The organism is Ochrobactrum sp. PL_is501 (genome assembly GCF_055816895.1).
Genome location: NZ_JBVPGR010000015.1, coordinates 1 through 20218, shown reverse-complemented (window position 1 = coordinate 20218; position 20218 = coordinate 1). Strand labels below are relative to the sequence as shown.

General features: G+C 57.4%; 17 protein-coding genes and 1 pseudogene. 9 read left to right on the top strand and 9 right to left on the bottom strand.

Annotated elements, in window-relative coordinates; all coding sequences use genetic code 11:
• Positions 1-191: 191 nt before the first annotated feature.
• Together AC0TOF_RS00670 and AC0TOF_RS00665 are read right to left on the bottom strand one after the other, a co-directional pair.
• A pseudogene (locus tag AC0TOF_RS00670) lies at positions 192-440 on the bottom strand (helix-turn-helix domain-containing protein); the annotation flags it as partial.
• Positions 441-755: 315 nt separating this feature from the next.
• Positions 756-2633 (bottom strand): NAD(P)-binding protein, encoded by a 1878-nt coding sequence (locus AC0TOF_RS00665; RefSeq protein WP_473766827.1) that lies wholly within the window; start codon positions 2631-2633, stop codon positions 756-758.
• Between the two features lie 326 nt (positions 2634-2959).
• Between AC0TOF_RS00665 and AC0TOF_RS00660 the strand changes: the two genes are divergently transcribed.
• From AC0TOF_RS00660 to AC0TOF_RS00635, 6 genes are all read left to right on the top strand, one after another.
• Complete coding sequence (locus tag AC0TOF_RS00660) at positions 2960-3865, top strand: LysR family transcriptional regulator (RefSeq protein ID WP_473766826.1); 906 nt, start codon at positions 2960-2962, stop codon at positions 3863-3865.
• Positions 3866-3990: 125 nt separating this feature from the next.
• Positions 3991-5151, top strand: coding sequence for an ABC transporter substrate-binding protein (locus AC0TOF_RS00655; RefSeq protein WP_473766825.1), 1161 nt, complete (start codon positions 3991-3993; stop codon positions 5149-5151).
• A 134-nt stretch (positions 5152-5285) separates the two neighbouring features.
• A complete protein-coding gene (locus tag AC0TOF_RS00650) occupies positions 5286-6275 on the top strand; it encodes an ABC transporter ATP-binding protein (protein ID WP_473766824.1) in 990 nt (329 codons plus the stop codon).
• Complete coding sequence (locus AC0TOF_RS00645) at positions 6272-7243, top strand: ABC transporter permease (protein ID WP_473766823.1); 972 nt, start codon at positions 6272-6274, stop codon at positions 7241-7243. Before AC0TOF_RS00650 ends, AC0TOF_RS00645 begins: the two co-directional genes overlap by 4 nt.
• Positions 7233-8048, top strand: coding sequence for an ABC transporter permease (locus AC0TOF_RS00640; RefSeq protein ID WP_473766822.1), 816 nt, complete (start codon positions 7233-7235; stop codon positions 8046-8048). Before AC0TOF_RS00645 ends, AC0TOF_RS00640 begins: the two co-directional genes overlap by 11 nt.
• 27 nt (positions 8049-8075) lie before the next feature.
• Positions 8076-9503 (top strand): gamma-aminobutyraldehyde dehydrogenase, encoded by a 1428-nt coding sequence (locus AC0TOF_RS00635; protein ID WP_473766821.1) that lies wholly within the window; start codon positions 8076-8078, stop codon positions 9501-9503.
• 165 nt (positions 9504-9668) lie between these two features.
• Here AC0TOF_RS00635 and AC0TOF_RS00630 read toward each other — a convergent pair whose 3' ends face one another.
• The 6 genes from AC0TOF_RS00630 to AC0TOF_RS00605 all read right to left on the bottom strand — a co-directional run bounded on the left by AC0TOF_RS00630 (position 9669) and on the right by AC0TOF_RS00605 (position 15239).
• Entirely contained in the window at positions 9669-9794 is a 126-nt protein-coding gene (locus tag AC0TOF_RS00630; protein ID WP_473766820.1) for a hypothetical protein, read from the bottom strand.
• A gap of 345 nt (positions 9795-10139) precedes the next feature.
• Positions 10140-10871 carry a copper homeostasis protein CutC gene (locus tag AC0TOF_RS00625; protein ID WP_473766819.1) on the bottom strand — a complete coding sequence of 244 codons (732 nt, stop codon included), beginning with the start codon at positions 10869-10871 and terminating at the stop codon, positions 10140-10142.
• Positions 10868-11821 carry an ROK family protein gene (locus tag AC0TOF_RS00620; RefSeq protein WP_473766818.1) on the bottom strand — a complete coding sequence of 318 codons (954 nt, stop codon included), beginning with the start codon at positions 11819-11821 and terminating at the stop codon, positions 10868-10870. The genes AC0TOF_RS00625 and AC0TOF_RS00620 overlap by 4 nt, the downstream gene beginning before the upstream one ends.
• Positions 11822-11832: 11 nt before the next feature.
• On the bottom strand, positions 11833-12705 hold the full coding sequence (locus AC0TOF_RS00615) for an ABC transporter permease (protein WP_473766817.1): 873 nt from the start codon (positions 12703-12705) through the stop codon (positions 11833-11835).
• Complete coding sequence (locus AC0TOF_RS00610) at positions 12705-13625, bottom strand: ABC transporter permease (protein ID WP_473766816.1); 921 nt, start codon at positions 13623-13625, stop codon at positions 12705-12707. The genes AC0TOF_RS00615 and AC0TOF_RS00610 overlap by 1 nt, the downstream gene beginning before the upstream one ends.
• Before the next feature lie 63 nt (positions 13626-13688).
• Positions 13689-15239 carry an ABC transporter substrate-binding protein gene (locus tag AC0TOF_RS00605; protein WP_473766815.1) on the bottom strand — a complete coding sequence of 517 codons (1551 nt, stop codon included), beginning with the start codon at positions 15237-15239 and terminating at the stop codon, positions 13689-13691.
• A gap of 102 nt (positions 15240-15341) precedes the next feature.
• Between AC0TOF_RS00605 and AC0TOF_RS00600 the strand changes: the two genes are divergently transcribed.
• From AC0TOF_RS00600 to AC0TOF_RS00590, 3 genes are read left to right on the top strand one after another with little or no spacing between them, the layout of a single operon-like run.
• Positions 15342-16496, top strand: coding sequence for an ROK family protein (locus tag AC0TOF_RS00600; RefSeq protein WP_473766814.1), 1155 nt, complete (start codon positions 15342-15344; stop codon positions 16494-16496).
• Between the two features lie 42 nt (positions 16497-16538).
• On the top strand, positions 16539-17975 hold the full coding sequence (locus AC0TOF_RS00595; protein ID WP_473766813.1) for a M81 family metallopeptidase: 1437 nt from the start codon (positions 16539-16541) through the stop codon (positions 17973-17975).
• Between the two features lie 29 nt (positions 17976-18004).
• Positions 18005-19819, top strand: a complete 1815-nt coding sequence (locus AC0TOF_RS00590) for an ABC transporter ATP-binding protein (protein WP_473766828.1) — start codon at positions 18005-18007, stop codon at positions 19817-19819.
• Positions 19820-19909: 90 nt separating this feature from the next.
• On the opposite strand, the gene AC0TOF_RS00585 is transcribed toward AC0TOF_RS00590, so the two are convergent.
• Positions 19910-20218 (bottom strand): hypothetical protein (locus AC0TOF_RS00585; protein WP_473766812.1); only part of this gene is annotated, 309 nt, incomplete at its 5' end.

Genomic DNA, 20218 nt, shown 5'->3' with positions numbered 1-20218 from the left:
CTGGAAACTCCGCTTTGCGAGGTCGATCGCAAGGATATGCACCGCTGTCATCTGCCTTTCCTCCTTGAGCGCCACCATGGCGCTGCGACTGCCATCATACGCCGATGCCGGCCGGAGGGGGCATCCACCCCATCAGTTCAGTTCCGCGACCAATGGGCTTCCAATTGTTCAATGACAAACTTGCGCAGTTATGGATAACGTCTGAGCTTGCGCAACCGTGTTCTCCGGTCTTTGCTGATGTTGTCGGCAACAACGCTGTGATAGCCGTTATGGTCTGGTATCTCCGTGTCCCGAAAGCTGTTGCGCTTGATCTCGCGATAGATCGTCGAGCGATGACGACCCATCAGCCGCGCTATATCGCCGAGAGGGACTTTGAGCTGTTTCAGCTCGAAAAGACGGCGACGTTCACGCAAAGTGATCTGTGAACAGCAACTCGACATCCAATTTCCTCCATGGCTAACCTCATGAATTCATTGGCATGTTGCAGTTTAAAATAGAATGTACCCGAGCAACCCACAAAGATCGCATAAGATAGCTTATGGCAACTCAGATAGTAGCCGATTGATATCCAGTGGCCGCAACAAACATGGCCAAACGAGATGCGTTTAGATCCCATCCGTCAGAGCCATGCAGGAAGCGTTCCGTTCCATCGTCACCGACGGTAGCGTGTAAGATGTTAAACAGATGGTCGGATCAAGGCCACCTGATAGCCATTGGCCCGACCAAGCAAAGATGTGGCAGCGTCTGATAGTCGCTTAACTGATTTCATGCACGGCGCGCCAAGCCTGATCGATTGCCGATTGGGTCAATGCTGTCCAGCCTGCATCCGAATTGGCAATTGCCACATTCCCGTGCGGCTTGCGCGCGAGCGCAATGGTCGCTTCCATGTCGCTCGTCTCCTCGAATAGCGTATTCTGTCCATAAGAATAGCCGTGCGGCCAGCGATTGATGGTGATGCCCTGGATGTCCCGTGCGTCATTGAAGCCACTTCCTGCCAGCTGACGGCTGAGCTGGTCGCGCACGGCATGTTCCATTTCCTCGAAGGAGGTTTCCAGAAGCGATTGCCGCCCGATTTGCGCCTGTGTGCGGGCGTCAAGCCCTTCGTTGGGAACAGTCACCGCACGATACATATGAATGCAAATCGGGTCGTTCGGTGTCCTCGAGAATTGATACTCGCCGATGCTCACGGGATAATCCAGTTTGACGCGGGCATAGGGCATCGTCGGCGAGTAAATGTCGTGCACCCCCAACTTTTTGAATGGTCGCCAGTTCTTGACGACGACATTGGTATAAACCAGCGGCAGTTTGACATTCCGCCGCAGCGCGCCTTTCTGCTCGGCGGGAAGTTCAGGGAAAATGAATGGTATCAGCATGTTCCAGCCGGCCAGAATGACCTTTTTTGCATGGACCTTCCGCAATGTCCCTTGATTGAGATAGGTGACATCTGCGCCACTCGTCGTATTGGTGACATTCATGCCGGTGCTGTTAAGCCTGATCCTGATCGGTGACGAGGGCTGATCGAGCTTCGAATAGTCGAATTTCGCGAGCACGATATCTTGCATCGTTTTGCCCGTTGCCGCATCTGGAATAAGGCTCCGGACCAGCAACCGCGCAATGGACGCGTTGCCATCGGGAAAATGACAGATATAAGGGTCTTCCTCGTCTTTCGATGTGGCGGCATTATCCTTCAGCCCCAGCCCATCAAAACCTGGAAAGCCGGTTTCCATGGCGTCGAGAGCTGAAACGGTATCGGAGCTGGAGCCGAACAAGTCGTTGAAACGCCCCTGGAAATATTGAGCCGCCTGCTCGCTGAGACCGGCATTATTCAACAGAAAGTCGCGATAGCTCGTTTTGGAAAGATATAGCTCTTTTTTTTCCTTGCTCTTGCCCCGAAGATAATCATCCGGCTGCTTATGGAATTTGATAAGCGCAGCTTTGTCTTCGGAGGACAGAGGAAAGTCGTCGATAAACCGGTCTACCGGGCGGGCATTCAACATTTCCGGCAACTGATCGTCATCCGTCATCCAGAAGGGATCGCCGATGACAAGCTTGTCAGTTCCCCAATGATCGTTGTCGAAGAACACGCCCCGGCTCAGTTTATGTGAATGATAAAATTTCCGGTCGAAGGCTGCGGTGAACTGATCAATATCGACGGATAGTGATTTCAGCAGATTGGTAGCTACTTCGCTATAGCCGGTTCGCGGCGAGTCGAGGCTTTCTGTACCGCCATAGCCGAGGATCAGTTTATCGCCTGCACGAAATTCGTTGCGCTTTGCGTGGCCGCCGAAATCGTCATGATTGTCGAGGATGAGGATTTTTTTGTCAGCGCCGTTCTTCTCGCGATAGAACCATGCTGCCGAGAGACCGCTGATGCCTCCGCCAACGACAATGAGATCATAAGTCTCGTCTATGGGCAGTTTCTCGAACGAGAAGTTTTTGCCTTCTCGCGCCAACGCGTGGGCGCTTTCGAACGAGCCGGGGTGACTGCCGCGCAGGCCCTGCAGCGCCGGCGGATAATAGTTTGCGGGCAGAGCCCCCGGCACAACCTCGTCAGCCCGAACCAGATCAATAGGCGTCAGGCCCGCCGCTATGGTCAGTGAAACCCCATTGAGAAAATCGCGTCGCGTGATCATAAATCCCTCCCATTGCGCGCTCCCGTCGCGCCCGCTAAAGCTAGACGGGTCATCTGAGTTTGGCTATTCCGAAATTCCAATAGATGGTTTCGCTTTTTTCGATATACTTATGGAATGGAGCGCATCTAAAGAAAATCTGCTGTTTCGGAATGAAGGCAGCCACAATTAGATGCTTCGGGAGAAGGAGCAGGCATTTTGGGGAAAGTAACAATCTCAATCGATTGAAACAATGCCTGCTGGCAAGAATAACAGCTTGGGAGTGACACAGAGTAGATATCGATACAAGCGATTGAACATTTACCAATTCGGATTTCACGAGGCCAAGAATGTTTACACTTAGGCAATTGCGCTATTTCGTTGCGGTAGCGGAACAGGCGTCGATCACGCGGGCCTCGCAAAAGCTCTCCATTTCGCAGTCCGCGATAACTGAGGCGATCAAGGAACTGGAGATCGAACTCAGCACAGAGCTGTTTGATCGGCATCCGCGCGGGCTTTCCATTACGCACAACGGCCACCAGTTCTTGCGCCATGTCACCAAGATCCTCGCTGATGTCGAGGATGCCAGACAAACCTTCTCGAGGGTGGAAAAAGCCGAGAAAGGGACACTCAATCTCGGTGTCACTTCGCTGGTGGCCGGATATGTCCTGCCCGATATTCTGGCACGTTATCGACGGAATTTTCCAGATGTGGAAATCAGCGCCATTGAGGATAGCGGATCCTATCTGGAACATTTGCTGATCGGCGGCGAATTGGACGTCGCGGTCATGGTGCTTTCGCATCTTAGCGACCGGATGGCGCTTCACTCGGAAATTCTGGAGATTTCTCCCTATCGGCTATGGCTGCCGGGCGGCCATCCGCTGGTTTCGGCCGATAGCATCTCGATTGGTGACATCGTTCAGGAGCCATTAATTGTACTTACAATCGATGAGGTAGAGGAAAACACCGGCAATCTGCTCGCCCTTTTCGGCGCGCGACCCAAGATCGCATTTCGCACCCGCTCGGTGGAAGCTGTCCGCAGTCTGGTCGCGACAGGCGCAGGAATCGCGCTCCTTCCCGATCTGGTCTACCGTCCGTGGTCACTGGAAGGCGACCGGCTGGAAAGCCGTGATTTTTCGGGTTCCCTGCCTGCGGTTCAGATCGGAATGGCTTGGCGGAAGGGTTCCAGCCTTTCCAAGGCCGCGCGGGATTTCATTGGCATCGCCCACACGCTGAGATCGGATCGGTCTCGCTAATGCAGCGTTTGAGGCCTTTCTATCGGAAATTCCGATAGCATGTTTCTGATTAATGCATTTGCGAAGGCGTGCAGATGATTGCAGGATCACGGTGAGGAGAGTGGAAGGGTAAGGGAGGACACCCAATGCACGCTGTTTTGAAATCCTGCGTATCAGCAATTGCCATGCTGGCTTTTGCAGCGCAAGCCATGGCCGCGGAACCGCTGAAGGAAGTTGGCAAAGGCGAAGGCGCGGTAAGCATCGTCGCTTGGGCCGGCTATATCGAGCGCGGCGATACTGACAAGAATTACGACTGGGTCACCGATTTCGAGAAAGAAACCGACTGCAAGGTGACGGTGAAGACAGCCGCCACCTCGGATGAGATGGTGGCCCTGATGAACGAGGGCGGCTTCGATCTCGTCACTGCTTCCGGGGACGCCTCGCTGCGGCTCATCGCCGGCAAGCGCGTGCAGCCCATCAACATTGATCTCATTCCAAGCTGGAAGACAATCGACGATCGCATCAAGGATGGCCCGTGGTTCACGGTCAAGGGCGTCCATTACGGGGTTCCTTATCTGTGGGGACCCAACGTACTGATGTATAACAAGGATATCTTCAAGGGCGAAGCGCCCAAAAGCTGGAATGTCGTCTTTGAGGAAATGGACCTGCCGGATGGCAAACCGAACAAGGGCCGTGTTCAGGCCTATGACGGACCGATCTATATCGCCGATGCGGCGCTTTACCTGATGGCGCATAAGCCTGAGCTGGGTATCAAGAGCCCGTTCGAACTGAACGAAGATCAGTACAAGGCCGCGCTCGATCTGCTGCGCGGACAGCGCAAGCTCGTCAGCCGCTACTGGCATGACGCCATGATTCAGATCGACGATTTCAAGAATGAAGGCGTTGTCGCCTCCAGCTCCTGGCCTTTCATGGTCAATCTGCTGAAAGCCGAGAATGCCGCTGTGGGCTCGACCTTCCCCGAAGAAGGAGCGACCGGCTGGGCCGATACCACCATGCTGCATGTCGATAGCGAACATCCGAACTGCGCTTATAAGTGGATGGAGCATTCCCTTAAGCTCAAGGTGCAGGGTGATGCCGCTGCCTGGTTCGGCGCGGTGCCATCTGTACCGGCGGCGTGCAAGGGTAATGCACTGCTTGGCGAGGCCGGCTGCTCCACCAACGGCTTCGACAATTTCGAGAAGATCAGCTTCTGGCGCACGCCGACTGCGAAATGTGAAAGCCAGAGCGGGTGCGTACCCTATCACCGCTGGGTGTCGGATTATATCGGCGTCATCGGCGGCCGCTGATCTTGTAGCCAGCCCGAAATCGTGTCGCCCCTCTTTGACATGAGGGCGACAACCACCCGGATATTAACCCGTGCGACAGCCGATCGATGAACATGGTTTGTCGAAATGGAATAACGCGCCGGAAGGGTAAAGAGATGACAACAGCCGTCCATTTCGACAATGTATCCCGTTTTTTTGGCGCCGTTCACGCCGTCGATCAGGTGAATCTCACAATTGCGCCGGGCGAATTCTTCGCCATGCTGGGCCCATCAGGCTCCGGTAAGACGACCTGCCTCCGGCTGATCGCCGGTTTCGAGCGACCGACCGGCGGATCAATCGAGATTTTCGGAGAAAGCGTCAGCGGTGTGCCGCCCTACAGGCGTAACGTGAATACGGTCTTTCAGGATTACGCGCTCTTCCCGCATCTGAATATTGCCGACAATGTCGCCTATGGCCTGATGGTGCGCGGCGTCGGCAAGGCCGAGCGAAGGCGCGCCGCAGAAGAAATGCTCGAACTTGTCAAGCTTCCGGGCTATGGCGCGCGCAAGCCCGGCCAGCTTTCTGGCGGCCAGCGTCAGCGCGTTGCACTAGCGCGGGCCTTGGTGAACAAGCCGAAAGTGCTTCTGCTCGATGAGCCGCTCGGCGCACTGGATTTGAAGCTGCGCGAGCAAATGCAGGAAGAGTTGAAGGCGCTTCAGCGCGCGCTTGGCATAACATTCGTCTTCGTCACGCATGATCAGGGCGAGGCCTTGTCCATGGCTGACCGTGTGGCAGTCTTCAATAATGGCCGCATAGTGCAGGCCGACACGCCGGAGGCAATCTACAACCGTCCAGCAACGCGCTTTGTGGCTGATTTCGTTGGCTCTTCCAATGTGATCGCCCCGGACGTCATGGCATCCTTCGGCGGCGAGCGCCGCTGGGCAAGCCTCAGGCCGGAGGCAATCAGGCTCGCTCAGGGCACCGGCATACCGGCGCGTGTTAGGGCCACCAATTTTCTGGGTTCAGCCACGCGGATCGCAATCGATGTTGCGGACACGCGCTTTCATGTCATGCTCCCCCGGGACATCACTGCGCCGGCGCTAAATGATGAAATCTTCATCACCTGGCAACCGGGTGATGTGCATTATATGGATCAGGCAGCATGAGCGATACGCATCTGAACGGGCTGCCGCGCTCCCTCGCATCAACCACACCACAACGCGATGGCATGCTTGGCCGTCTATCGGATATTTTCTGGCGGCATCCTGGATTGCTGCTTTTCCTGATGCTGACACCGCCGCTTCTCTGGCTCGGCATCATCTATATCGGCTCGTTGATAGCGCTTTTGTTGCAGAGCTTTTTCTCGGTCGATGACTTCTCGGGAGTGATCGATTACGAGTTCACGCTCGCGACCTATGCCCAGCTTCTGCAATCGGCGAATTTCGATATCATCCTGCGCACTGTGCTAATGGCGGCGCTGGTCACCATCGCTTCCGCATTCATTGCGTTTCCCATCGCCTATTATGCGGCGCGCCATGCACATGGCAAATGGAAGGCGCTGTTCTACCTCGGCGTGATGATGCCGCTATGGTCGAGCTATCTCGTCAAGGTCTATGCCTGGAAGCTGATCCTCGCCAAGGAAGGCATCCTGACCTGGATTTTTGCCAAACTGCACCTGTCCTGGCTTATCGACGGTGTGCTTGCGCTGCCTATCATTGGGGGCAGCTCGCTTTCCATGAGCTATACCGGCACATTCCTGGTCTTCGTCTATATCTGGCTGCCCTATATGATCCTGCCGACCCAAGCGGCGCTGGAACGGGTTCCCGGCAATCTAATCGAGGCTTCCTCCGATCTTGGCGGGACACCTTCGCAAACCTTCCGCAATGTGCTTCTGCCCCTAGCACTGCCTGGCATCGTCGCGGGTTCGATCTTCACTTTCTCGCTGACGCTGGGCGATTACATCATTCCACAAATCATTGGCTCGTCGCGGCTCTTCATAGGTCAGGCTGTTTACACCCAGCAGGGCACCGCCGGAAACGTGCCGCTTGCTGCCGCTTTCTCCGTGGTGCCGATCATCATCATGGCCGTTTATCTCTGGGCCGCCAAACAAAAGGGAGCTTTCGATGCGCTCTAATAGCCGCAACGGGGCGCCGCTCGCTCTGAAGATCGCCGCCGGATGCGGGCTTGCCTTCCTGCATCTGCCCATCCTGCTCATCTTTGTCTACGCTTTCACTACCGAAGAAAAAAGTTATCAATGGCCGCCTCCGGGCTTTACGCTGAAATGGTTCGAGGTCACCTGGAACCGGCCCGACGTCTGGTCCTCCATGGCGCTGTCGCTTCAGGTTGCTACAATCGCGACCCTGATCGCTCTGATGCTCGGCACGCTTTGCGCAGCCGCCGTCAGCCGTACGCGCTTCTTTGGCCGTGAGAGCATATCGCTGCTGGTAATCTTGCCCATCGCCTTGCCCGGCGTCGTCACCGGTATTGCCCTGCGCTCCGCGTTCTCGCTTCTGGAAATTCCATTCTCGGTATGGACCATCGTGCTTGGCCACGCCACCTTCTGCGTGGTGGTGGTCTACAATAATGCGGTCGCCCGTTTCCGCCGCACTTCCGGCTCGCTGATCGAGGCTTCGATGGATTTGGGCGCGAATGGTTTCCAGACGTTCCGCCACGTCATTCTGCCCAATATCGGCACCGCGCTGCTGGCGGGCGGCATGCTGGCATTCGCCCTCTCCTTCGATGAAGTCATCGTCACCACCTTCACCGGCGGCCAGCAAATGACCCTGCCCATCTGGATGCTTCAGGAGTTGATCCGGCCCCGACAGCGGCCCGTTACCAATGTGGTGGCAATGGCGGTGGTGCTCCTCACCTTCCTGCCGATCCTCACCGCCTATTACCTCACCCGCGAGGGCGATCAGATCGCCGGTCACGGCAAATGAAATCCCGATAGTATGAGAGATGACATCATGAATACTGAGATGCTGATTGGTTCGCGTTTCGTGGCAGGCACGGAAACAGAAGAAACCGTTTTCAATCCCAAGACCGGTGAAACGATACTGGAATTGCCGGAAGCGTCCCTTGCACAGATAGACGCCGCCGTCGATGCCGCCGTGAAAGCCTTCGCCACATGGTCACGCACCACGCCTGCCGAACGGTCGAATTATCTTCTCAAGATCGCCGACGCCATCGAGCGCGACGCTGCCGCCTTTGCCGCGCTTGAGGCACTGAATTGCGGCAAGCCTATCAATGCGGTCCTCAATGATGAAATTCCCGCCATCATCGATTGCTACCGATATTTTGCGGGCGCTGTCCGCAATCTTCATGGGCCGCTGGCCGCCGAATATCTACTGGGCCACACCTCGATGGTCCGCCGCGATCCCATCGGCGTCGTCGGCTCCATCGCCCCCTGGAATTATCCGCTGATGATGATGGCTTGGAAACTCGCCCCCGCCATCGCCGGGGGCAATACGGTGGTGTTCAAGCCTTCAGAGCAGACACCGCTGACAGCGCTCAAGCTGGCGAAACTGCTTGCCGGCATCCTACCGGAGGGCGTCGTCAATATAGTCCTTGGCCGGGGTGAAACCGTGGGTAATGCCTTGATCAACCACCCTCACATTGATATGGTTTCGATAACCGGGGATATCGCCACGGGCAAGAAGGTGTTGCAGGCCGCGGTCAAGACGGTGAAGCGCACACACTTGGAATTGGGTGGCAAAGCACCGGTTATCGTGCTGAACGATGCCGATCTGGAAGCCGTGGTCAACGGAATCCGCTCCTTCGGCTATTATAATGCCGGGCAGGACTGCACCGCGGCCTGTCGTCTTTACGTCGATGCAAAAATCTATGATCGCTTCGTTGCAGACTTTTCTTCTGCCGTTTCATCAATCCGCTATAATCTTGAGGATGATACCCAAAACGAGATCGGACCGTTGATCTCGAGCCGCCAGCGTGATCGTGTCGAGAGCTTCGTCGCGCGCGCTCGCGACAACGCTCATATTGAGGTGACGGCGGGTGGAAACCCTGCCGGAGACCGGGGCTTCTTCTTCCAGCCTACGGTCATTGCCGGGGCTACGCAAGAAGATGAGATTGTGCGCCGGGAAGTATTCGGGCCAGTGGTCTCCGTCACCCGGTTCACGGAACTGGACGAAGCCGTGACCTGGGCCAATGACAGCGACTATGGTCTCGCTTCGTCGGTCTGGACCACCAATGTCAGCAAGGGCATGCAGATTGCCGCGCGCCTGCGCTACGGCTGCACCTGGATCAACACCCATTTCATGCTAGCCAATGAAATGCCCCATGGCGGCCTGAAGCAATCCGGCTACGGCAAGGACATGTCGATCTACTCGCTGGAGGATTACACCGCCGTCCGGCACATCATGGTCGCGCACAAATAAGCAGAGCTTTGAATTCGCAATTGGAATTGAAGCCTCAGCTAAGAAAAAACCGCTACCACGCTCCGCCCTCCTCCTTCTTGGAGAGATCGGCCAGCTTGCCGCTCACATCCGCAGGTCCACCCGTCGACGCATCGTCGTGGGATCTGCGCGCCTGTGGCCGGTTGCTTACGTTCGGGCCATCGTCGAAGCGGTGGCGGCGATGTCCGTTTCAATGACGACAGCCGCGGTATGCAGTTCCCTATGTTTGTCGACGCCGCCAATGACGTGAGTTTCAGCTGGGTATTCGGCCATCAAACCATCTTTTCCTGCGGTGCGTATCGAGCTGGCAGTGGTCGGGCCCAACTGTTGTCGTCATTGACGACGGTGGGGTCATTTTTGAATGATCTGGACATATGCCTTTCTGAGATAGCCGGGGAGTGTCCAGCGCAATCCGATCCGTGCAGCGACTCCACTGCCAGGATCGGCAAGTATCGGGAAAGTCAAACCATTGTCCCGGATCGATATCCGGGCGATTGCGGTAGTCTGTGGGGAGACCGCGATCAGTTATACGCGCGCCCTGGTTCTATGTCAGGGAGGACGGCCAGTTCGCATCAGAGACCGAGTCCTAAACTCTCACGAATCGCCGTAAGGGAGAAACTATAGATGAGGGCATTCGACGATGGCCTCAACGAGTTGTCTCACTTTATTCGCTGAGGTTCGGAAGGAACGTGGCTTGGAAAACCCGAACGCGACGCTTCCGGCATCCTCAACTGGAACTTCCTGCCGGCAGGAGGCATGAATTTCGCCGACCCCGGTTTCATCCAGAATATGCATTGCGTTTTCTATAGTGATCCCGCTACCCGGCATGATGCCAATGCGCCCGGCAGCGCGCTTTGCAAGGCTCGCCAGCATCGGCAGTCCCTCCAGCGCCGTATGCCGCAAACCGGAGGTCAATATGCGCTCGCAACCGAGCTCGATAGCCTCCTCCAGCGACCGCTCGGGATCCGGCACAAGATCGAAGACTCGATGAAGCGTCGTCCCCAAACCGCTCGCACGATCGACAAGACGACGCAACAACGGCAGATCGAGATTGCCGTTCGGCAAAGATGCGCCGATGACGACCCCAGCAAGCCCGGCATTTCTGGCTGCGTCGATATCCGCGATCATGGACACTGCATCGTCGGTCTGAAAGCAAAAGCTACCGGCACGCGGACGGACCATGGCATACACAGGTATCGGTACTCGGGCAGCCAGTGCCATCAAGCCGGGCGATGGTGTCAGCCCGCCGACATCCAGCGCCGCACATAATTCAATCCGGTGCGCACCACCCTCGACAGCCGCCCTGAGACCCTCTGGGCTATCCACACAGACTTCTAATCTGGCTCTCACGATTGGCGCCCCAGAATAGCGGCGCCGATCAGCCCGCCTTCACTGCTGAAGCGTCCAGAGACGATCAACGGCGTGTCCACACGGCGCAAGATGCGTTGCCGAACAGATTTATCCAAGGCCATGATCAGAGGTTCTGCCGTTGCGAGTCCTCCGCCAACAGGGACGATCGAAGCGCCCGTAATGTTCACGACCGCAGCCAGAGGATCAGCAACCAGCTGCAGATAGGCTGCCAGGGTTCTGCGCGCCGCACTGTCACCGCCTTGCCATGCCTGCAGGATGCTACGGCTGTCCTTTTCCTCACGGTTGAGAAAAGAATGGACGAGTTCGATGCCGCGTGCGCCGCCAACCGTATCCACACATCCTCTCTGACCACACCCGCAGGCGAAACGTGGGATAAACACCGACCCTTCGCCTTCAAGCTCCACCTGCGTGTTGAGGATCGGCCCGTGCCCCCATTCGCCTGAAATGCCGCCTGCCCCGCGGACAAGACGGCCTTCCACCACCAGACCGCCACCAACGCCCGTGCCAAGCACCGCGCAGAAGACAATACGGTTTCCCGCGCCAGCGCCCTCGCCTGCTTCCGCCAACGCCAGGCAATCGGCATCATTGGCCGCAAAAACTCGCCGCCCAAACCGCTCGCCGAGTTCCTTTTCGAGATGGCGTCCCGTGATGCACGGAATATTGGCGGAAAAAGCCCTACCGTCGACTGGATCGATCAGTCCGGCGATCGACAGGGCGAGTGGAGCGTTGCTGCTGCCGGCGTGACGCAGAAGCAGTCCATCAAGCGCGCTCACGAATGCCGCCCAATCTTTGGTCGGCGTCGGGAGGCTCTCCAGATGCTCAAGCGAGCCAGGCCGGGCCGAATGCGCGAACCGTATGAAAGAGCCTCCGATGTCCGCGGAGAAGACCGGCAGCGTGTGCGACGCAGAGTGCGGTTCAAAATGCAGCATTGTCGATTGCCTCACCGTCGCGGATCCAGGAGATCTCGCAATCCATCCCCAAGAATGTTGAAGCCGAGCACCGTTATCATGATTGCGAGCCCGGGAAATAACGACATATATATGTTCAATCCCAGATAGTTACGGCCGCTCGACATCATCGCACCCCATTCGGGCAGCGGCGGCTGTGCACCCAGTCCGAGGAAGGAAAGGCTGGCAGCGGACAGAATGACCGTGCCGGCGGTCAAGGTCGATTGCACAATGATCGGCCCGACTGCATTGGGCATGATGTAATGTGTCATGATCCGCCACCGCGAAAGCCCGAGCGAGACAGCGGCTTCCACATAATCCATGGAGCGTAGGCCAAGCGTAAGATTGCGGGCTAGGCGGGCATAGATCGGCACGGAAAACACGGCGATGGCAACCAGAAGATTGACAAGGCTGGTACCAAGGATGCTGATCAACAGAATTGCCAGGACGATACCCGGAAACGCGAACAGCACATCCATGCACCACATGATCACGGTATCGATACGCTTGCCCGCCATGCCGGATAATATGCCGAGCGGCACGCCGACCAGAACCGCAAGGCCGACGCCGAGCGCAACTTCCAGAAGCGAAATCCGCGCACCATGGATCACACGGGCGAAAATATCGCGCCCGCCGTCATCAGTGCCGAAGGGATGTTCCCAGGATGGTGGCAGCATGGTTGCAAGCAGATCCTGCTCATAAGGGTCGGCCCTGGCGATGAACGGCGCGAAAATCGCACAGAACACGATGAGGGCAATCAGCGCGCCACCGACCGCAATACCTGGATGACGTGCGATCCAGCGCAATGTTTGCCGGGAGCGTCCGAAACGCGGTTGGGCGGAGACGGTCATCGAAACGTTGTTCATCAGTCGAACCTAATGCGGGGATTGAGCGCTGCGATCAGCATCTCGGCAATGAAATTGGCGAGAACCACACCTGTTACAGCCACCAGCGTAACGCCCTGGATGACTGGATAGTCGCGATAGCGTACCGAATCCACCAGAAGCCGCCCGATACCGGGCCAATTGAAGACAGATTCCGTCACGACAGCTCCGCCAATCAAAGCGCCGAAGTTCAGCCCAACAATGGTGATGATGGGGATCAGCGCGTTGCGCAGCGCGTGGCTCCAGTAAATCGAGGCAACGGAAACGCCCTTGGCACGCGCAGTGCGAATATAATCCTGTCCCAGCACTTCGATCATGCTTGAGCGCGTCATGCGGGCAATGAGTGCGGCGGGCAAGACGGCGAGAGTGACGGATGGCAGGATGAAGCTTTTCCAGTTCGATGCGCCGAGAAGCGGCAGCCAGCCGAGCTTGACCGAAAACGTGTTCATGGCCATCAGCGCCAGCCAGAAATTGGCGATCGAAGCTCCGAGAATGGCTAGGAACATGACTGCATGATCAGGCCAACCGTGCCGATAGATCGCCCCCACCATGCCGGCAGGAATGCCGATCGCCATGGCAAGCAGATAGGCTGTCAGCGCGAGAGCCAGCGTATAGGGCATGCGCTCCGCGATTTCGCTCGTTACCGGCAGCTTGGAACGGATGGATGTGCCAAGATCACCCTGCCCGGCATCGATCGCAAATTGCGCATATTGATGGACAAGACCGCGATCCAAGCCCAGACGGGAGCGCATTGCGTCAACTGCTTCCTGCGTCGCCTCTGGGCCGGCCATGAGGCGCGCCGGATCACCCGGTAAGGCGCGCAGGGCGAGAAAGATCAGCAGCGATACGCTGATCAGTATCAGGGGCAGGCCGATGAGCTTGCGGAGAATATAGGCTTTCATACGCCCCTCGTCGGTTTGTCACGAAAGGAAGTCGCTCAGGCGGCTTCCACGTTCTTTATGGCCTCAGTTCTTGGTGGCTTCCTCGACGACTACCTGACCGCCGGGAATCATACCCACGCCTTCCACATTGTTGCGCACGGCATAGACGTCCTTGGTCGTGTAAAGAAGGACATGTGGCGCCTGCTCATTGATCTCCTTCTGCGCTTCGACATAGAGCTTGTTGCGCTCGCCTTCGTCCTGGATATTGGAAGCGTCATCAAGGAGCTTGTCGAGCTTTGGATCGTTGAAGAAGCCGAGATTAGCGCCGACGGGCGCCGAGCTTGCGGAATGATAGAGCGGGCGCAGCTGAAGGTCAGCACCGTTCACGCTCGTGGACCAGGAAGCAATAACGGAGCCGGTGCCGTCGGCTTCCTTGCCCGCCAGATCGGCGAAGGCTGCCTTGGTCCAGACACCGCTTTCCATCCGGCGCACATCAAGCTTTACGCCAACTTTTGCCCACATGGCCTGCAGCAATTCGGCGATGCGTGCTTCCGGCTCTTGCACGGCAACCGACATCGAGAAACCATCCGGATGGCCAGCTTCAGCCAGCAGGGCCTTGGCCTTGTCCAGATCAAGCGTATAGGGTTGCAATGACTTGTCGTAGCCGTTCATGACCGGAGGCAGCGGGGAGTTAGCGGGAATGGCGTAACCCTGCATGATGGCGCGCACGAGTCCGTCGCGGTCGGTGGCATAGTTCAACGCCTGTCGCACCCGCATATCATCCAGCGGTTTCAGCTTCGTATTAAGTGCGACCCAGAAAACAGCCGCGCCATCAGAACTGATAACCTTCACATCGTCGCTTGCAGAAAGCTGGGCCGCAAAAGCGGGTGGCAACGGGCTTACCACATCCGCGTCACCGGTCTGGATCGCCATGTTCATTACCGACGGCTCGGATGTCCAGGTCCATTTGATCTCGTCTGCGCCTTTGGGGACACCACCCCAATAATCCGGGTTCTTTTCTTCCAGCACATACTCGCCGGACTTATATTCCTTGAACTTGTATGGGCCAGTGCCAACCGCTTTTGCGCCCAGCGTTCCTGTATCGTCCGCGGTGGGGCTGACGATCCAGTTGGACGGCGTAGTGAGCAAGGCCAGAAATGCCGGGTACCGCTTCTTGAGCGTAAAGCGTACGGTTTTGTCATCAACCGCTTCGACCTTCTCGATCACGAGGCGCAGGCGACCGCTTGCCGCCAGACCGCGCTTCGTGTCGAGATGGCGGGCGTAGTTCTTCACCACAGCATCCGCATTGAACGGTGTTCCGTCATGAAATTTGACCCCCTCGCGCAGCTTGAACGTCCATACGAGCCCCGTATCGTCCCCGGACCATTCGGTGGCAAGCGCGGGCGCAACAGGGTTGCTTTCCGTCTGCTTGAGCAGGCCGTCATACATAGGATCAAGCACAGAGGCTGTATAGGTTGCCGTCTGGTCACCCGGATCCATCGAGCGCGGAGCCTCGCTCTGCATAACGGTCAAAGTTGTGGCCGCAGCCTGCAACGGCAAAAGAGAAACGCCTGCCAAAAAAGCGCCGCCGAGCACGGCAACGCGGAAACAATTGAACGATCGGCTGATAAACATCCCGGACCCCCTCTTTGTCTTAAGATTCGCTCAAATTTCGATTGGATCATTTCAGAACCAATTAGGCATTGATTTGTTCACTTATTGAACTTAGTGTCAAGCATGAAGTCAAATCGCCATGGGCCAGCCCTCTTGTTCACCGCAACGCAACGACAGATATTACGAGCCATCAGCGAATCCGGCCCGCTTAGCCGTACGGACCTCACGGCGGTGCTCGGGCTGAGTAAGGCAGCGATGAGTGGTCTTGCGCGCGACCTGATCGACAAGGGCGTATTGCAGGAAACCGTACCTGTTTACGGACAGGGGCGCCCTTCGCTTCTCCTGGATATCCATCCTGGTTGCGCCTTTCTGCTCGGTGTATCGCTCTTGCAGGACCCTGCTCCGATCGTACTGACAGACCTTGGTGGCGAAATCGTTGCCGAAGCCCAGATACCGTTATCCCGCGATCCCGAAACGATCGCAGCCAGCATTGCCGGTTCACTTTCAATACTTATCGGCGGCCAACCGGGAATGCGGGAAAGGCTGGCGGGTATCGGCATCGCGCTTTCCGGCTTTGTTGACCACACACAAAGCCGCTGTATCCAGTCGACGCTGCTTGGCTGGCAGGATGTACCATTTGCGGAAATCGTCGCAGCCAAGGTAGATGTGCCGGTCTTCATCGAGAATGACGCGAAATCGGTCGCGGTCAGCGAAAAACTGTTCGGCGAAGCCCGAGAAGTACAGAACTTCAGCCTTGTATCGCTTGGCGACGGTATCGGCTGCGCCCATTTCATCGATGGAAAGCTCTATCGCGGCAATCATGGCGGTGCGGGCGAAATCGCCCATCTGACGATCGAACCTGGCGGTGCACCCTGCCGTTGCGGCAAGCGTGGCTGCCTCGATACGGTTGCATCCATGAAGGCAATTCGTGAAACGGCCCGCGCCGAAGGGCTTTCCTGCGAGGCACTGGCTGACATTGAAACGGAAGCAGCGACCGGCAACGCCACCGCCATTCGTATCCTGCATCGCGCTGGATCAGCGCTCGGCCTCGCCATCGCGCATGTCATTCAGCTGAACGATCCCGGCGAAATTCTCGTCACCCATGACGAATATTCGTTCAACGGCTTGTTTGGCACAGTGATGCAGCAGGCCGTGGAGGCCAATGTCCTGCCGCGGCAGGCAGGTCAGACAGCAATTCGCACCCTGCGCGTCGACCAGACCGTATGGGCGCGCGGCGCCGCGGCCATCGCCGCACACCGATTTCTGGTTGGCCGGTAGGGCCGCAATGAGAACACTTCCATTGATCAATTGAGGTCACCCATGCGCATAGCCGTCGGCGGAATTCACACCGAATGCAGCACCTACAATCCGGTTTTGGCCGGGGTAGAAGAATTCATCGTCCTGCGCGGAGAGGAACTCACCGCCTCCCCTCGTTTCGCCTTCCTCAAGGATTATGATGCTGAGTTCGTTCCAACGCTTCATGCCCGCGCCATTCCTGGCGGGCCGGTTTCCCTCGCGGCCTACGAGTCGTTCAAGGCCGAATTTCTGGAACGGCTGAAAGCCTCCCTTCCCATTGACGGCCTTTACCTCGCCATGCACGGGGCGATGTATGTGGAAGGCATGGAGGACGCGGAAGGCGACTGGATTTCCGCGGCTCGCGCCGTCGTCGGCGATGACTGCCCAATCTCGACGAGTTACGATCTTCACGGCAATGTCACGCAACGCATTCTCGATGCGCTCGATATGTTCTCGACCTACCGCACCGCTCCGCACATCGACGTCGAAGAAACAATGCGCCGCTCCGTAAGCATGTTGGTTCGCTGCCTTTCCGAAAAGGTGAAGCCCATCCTCTTGTGGGCACCCGTACCGGTGGTGCTGCCGGGAGAACGCACATCGACGGAAGATGAGCCGGCAAAGGGCCTCTATGCGCGCCTGCCGGATCTGGATACCATTCCAGGCATATGGGATTCGTCGCTGATGGTAGGTTATGTCTGGGCCGACGAACCGCGAGCAACCGCCGCTGCGATCTTCACGGGTACCGACCGCGGCGTCCTTGAACGCGAAGCCAAGGCGCTTGCCGCCGCCTATTGGGATGCGCGCAAGGATTTCGTCTTCGGTTGCGAAACTGGCTCCATTGAGGAATGTGTTGCCCGCGCGGTGGCAAGCCCTACAACTCCCGTCGTTCTGGCGGATTCCGGTGACAATCCGACCGGTGGCGGTGTCGGCGACCGTGCCGATGTGTTGCGCGAACTCATCCGTCAGGATGCGCAAGGTGTCATCGTCGCGGGCATTACCGATCGCCCGGCAGTCGAACAATGTTTTGCCGCATCAGCAGGCGCCGAACTGGATCTGACAATCGGCGCTACATTGGACACGAACGGCAGCAAGCCGGTCCGCATCCATTGCCGGCTACGCAGCCTTCACGATGCGGCGAAACCAGTCGATAGGCAAGCGGTAGTGACAGTGGGTGGTGTAGACCTTGTCCTTTGCGCGAAGCGGCGCCCCTATCACAATATCTCGGACTTCACCACGCTCGGGCTTGATCCTCGCCGGGCGAAAATCGTGGTGGTCAAGTCCGGATACCTTTCCCCCGAGCTTGCACCCATCGCCAATCCGAATCTGATGGCGCTATCTCCCGGCGTCGTGGACCAGTTTGTCGAGCGGTTGCCTCGCCTCCGCAAGACACGGAATACGTTTCCGTTCGATCGCGACTTTATCTTCGAGCCGGAAATCCGGCTCTCCGCCCGTTCCGCTTGACAGGAGATATCAACGTGACAGCCAGCGCCATGCAACAAGCCGCCGCGTCCCCAGTGCTTTCCGTATCGAATCTCGTGACGGCATTTGAAGCGGATGGCGCATGGCGCCCCGTGGTCAAGGGCATTTCCTTCGAGGTCGGACAAGGGGAAACGGTTGCCATCGTCGGTGAATCCGGTTCTGGCAAAAGCGTCACATCGCTCTCCATCATGCGTCTGCTCGACCCTGCCCGCAGCCGAATAAGCGGTGAAGTGCATCTGGGAAATCGCAATCTTCTCGCACTTTCGGAGCGCGAGATGCGCCGAGTACGTGGCCGTGACGTTGCGATGATTTTTCAGGAGCCGATGACCAGCCTCAACCCGGTTTTCACGATCGGGCGGCAGATATCGGAGGCCCTGACGTGTCACGGCGGTATTGATCGCGCTACCGCGCGTTCTGAAACCCTACGGCTTCTGGACAAGGTCCGCATTCCCAACGCGGCCGCGCGATATGACGACTATCCGCATCAGTTCTCCGGGGGCATGCGCCAGCGGGCCATGATTGCCATGGCGCTGGCAAGCCGTCCGAAACTGTTGATCGCCGACGAGCCGACGACCGCACTGGACGTGACGATCCAGGCTCAGATTCTCGATCTCGTTAAAACTCTTCAGGCAGAAGAAGGCACATCTGTGCTTTTCATTACGCACGACATGGGGGTCGTGGCGGAAATTGCCGACCGCACCCTCGTCATGTATCGTGGCGAAGTGGTGGAGCAGGGAACGACGGCCGATATCTTTCATCGCGGCAAGCATCCCTATACGCGTGCGCTGCTTTCCGCTGTTCCGCATCTGGGCTCGATGGACGGGAAGACTGAGCCGTTGCCATTTCCTGTGGTGGACATGGCGACCGGTGAAAAGCGTGAACCGCAGCCGATGGCAAACCACCCCAAAGCAATTGAACCGGTGCTGCGGGTGAAAAATCTCACCACACGTTATCAGATCAGAGGTGGCGTTTTCGGGCGCACCATCGGCGCCGTTCATGCCGTCGAGAATGTATCCTTCGATCTGTTTCCCAGGGAAACGCTGGCCCTGGTGGGAGAATCCGGCTGCGGTAAATCTTCCATCGGCCGTACGATCATGCGACTGACCAACGCGCATGGCGGCTCCATTTCTCTAGACGGAAAAGATCTTTTGTCCCTGCCGGCAGAAGAATTGCGGCGTGCGCGTCGCGATGTGCAAATGATCTTCCAGGATCCTTTCGCAAGCCTCAATCCCCGCATGAGCATCGGCAATGCCATCGCCGAGCCCATCGTCCAGCATAAGCTTGCAGGCAAGACGGAGGCCCGCGAAAAAGCGGCTTCATTGCTGGAAAGAGTAGGCCTCTCAGCAGATATGATGAAACGCTATCCGCACGAATTCTCCGGTGGGCAGCGCCAGCGTATCTGCATCGCCCGCGCGCTGGCACTCGACCCCAAGGTGATTGTTGCCGATGAATCCGTTTCCGCGCTCGATGTGTCGATCAAGGCCCAGGTCTGCAATCTCCTGTTAGATCTTCAGGACAGCCTCGGCCTTTCCTATCTCTTCATCAGCCACGACATGGCGGTGGTCGAACGCGTCAGCCATCGCGTGGCAGTGATGTATCTCGGTGAGATCGTCGAAATCGGCCCCCGCGCCGATGTCTTCGGGAACCCACAGCATCCCTACACCAGGAAGCTGATGGCGGCGGTACCTGTGCTAGATCCTGAACGAAGACATATCAAGCGCAGCCTTAACGCAGATGAATTGAAAAGCCCGGTCCGCCCACTCGGTTTTGTTCCGCCGGAGCGGAACTACCGAGAGGTTTCTCCGGGCCACTTTATTGCGGCCTAGGGTGAGGACTCCGATCTGCACCGAGAGGTACCCGGCTTACAGGCCAAACCAAGAAGCTAGATTACCGATGCCCGATCGCAATGGGCAGTTCTATGCACTGTCACCACTCAAAGCAGTCCGTTCCCGGGAAATAGGTCGGCGCGATTTGACGCCGATCTTCAAAAAAAGTGAGCTTTTGCTGGAAGGGTGATATTGCCGACAAACGGCAGCGGCGGGGCTATTGAGCGTCTCGAGGGTGAAATGCGTAAAGAAGGTATCCTGAACTGATGGGGTGGATGCCCCCTCCGGCCGGCATCGGCGTATGATGGCAGTCGCAGCGCCATGGTGGCGCTCAAGGAGGAAAGGCAGATGACAGCGGTGCATATCCTTGCGATCGACCTCGCAAAGCGGAGTTTCCAG

Excerpts from the sequence above, each read along its gene's own strand:
- AC0TOF_RS00665 (WP_473766827.1), bottom strand. The coding sequence starts at position 2,633 with ATGATCACGCGACGCGATTTTCTCAATGGGGTTTCACTGACCATAGCG.
- AC0TOF_RS00660 (WP_473766826.1), top strand. The coding sequence starts at position 2,960 with ATGTTTACACTTAGGCAATTGCGCTATTTCGTTGCGGTAGCGGAACAG.
- AC0TOF_RS00655 (WP_473766825.1), top strand. The coding sequence starts at position 3,991 with ATGCACGCTGTTTTGAAATCCTGCGTATCAGCAATTGCCATGCTGGCT.
- AC0TOF_RS00650 (WP_473766824.1), top strand. The coding sequence starts at position 5,286 with ATGACAACAGCCGTCCATTTCGACAATGTATCCCGTTTTTTTGGCGCC.
- AC0TOF_RS00645 (WP_473766823.1), top strand. The coding sequence starts at position 6,272 with ATGAGCGATACGCATCTGAACGGGCTGCCGCGCTCCCTCGCATCAACC.
- AC0TOF_RS00640 (WP_473766822.1), top strand. The coding sequence starts at position 7,233 with ATGCGCTCTAATAGCCGCAACGGGGCGCCGCTCGCTCTGAAGATCGCC.
- AC0TOF_RS00635 (WP_473766821.1), top strand. The coding sequence starts at position 8,076 with ATGAATACTGAGATGCTGATTGGTTCGCGTTTCGTGGCAGGCACGGAA.
- AC0TOF_RS00630 (WP_473766820.1), bottom strand. The coding sequence starts at position 9,794 with ATGGCCGAATACCCAGCTGAAACTCACGTCATTGGCGGCGTCGACAAA.
- AC0TOF_RS00620 (WP_473766818.1), bottom strand. The coding sequence starts at position 11,821 with ATGCTGCATTTTGAACCGCACTCTGCGTCGCACACGCTGCCGGTCTTC.
- AC0TOF_RS00615 (WP_473766817.1), bottom strand. The coding sequence starts at position 12,705 with ATGAACAACGTTTCGATGACCGTCTCCGCCCAACCGCGTTTCGGACGC.
- AC0TOF_RS00610 (WP_473766816.1), bottom strand. The coding sequence starts at position 13,625 with ATGAAAGCCTATATTCTCCGCAAGCTCATCGGCCTGCCCCTGATACTG.
- AC0TOF_RS00605 (WP_473766815.1), bottom strand. The coding sequence starts at position 15,239 with ATGTTTATCAGCCGATCGTTCAATTGTTTCCGCGTTGCCGTGCTCGGC.
- AC0TOF_RS00600 (WP_473766814.1), top strand. The coding sequence starts at position 15,342 with ATGAAGTCAAATCGCCATGGGCCAGCCCTCTTGTTCACCGCAACGCAA.
- AC0TOF_RS00595 (WP_473766813.1), top strand. The coding sequence starts at position 16,539 with ATGCGCATAGCCGTCGGCGGAATTCACACCGAATGCAGCACCTACAAT.
- AC0TOF_RS00590 (WP_473766828.1), top strand. The coding sequence starts at position 18,005 with ATGCAACAAGCCGCCGCGTCCCCAGTGCTTTCCGTATCGAATCTCGTG.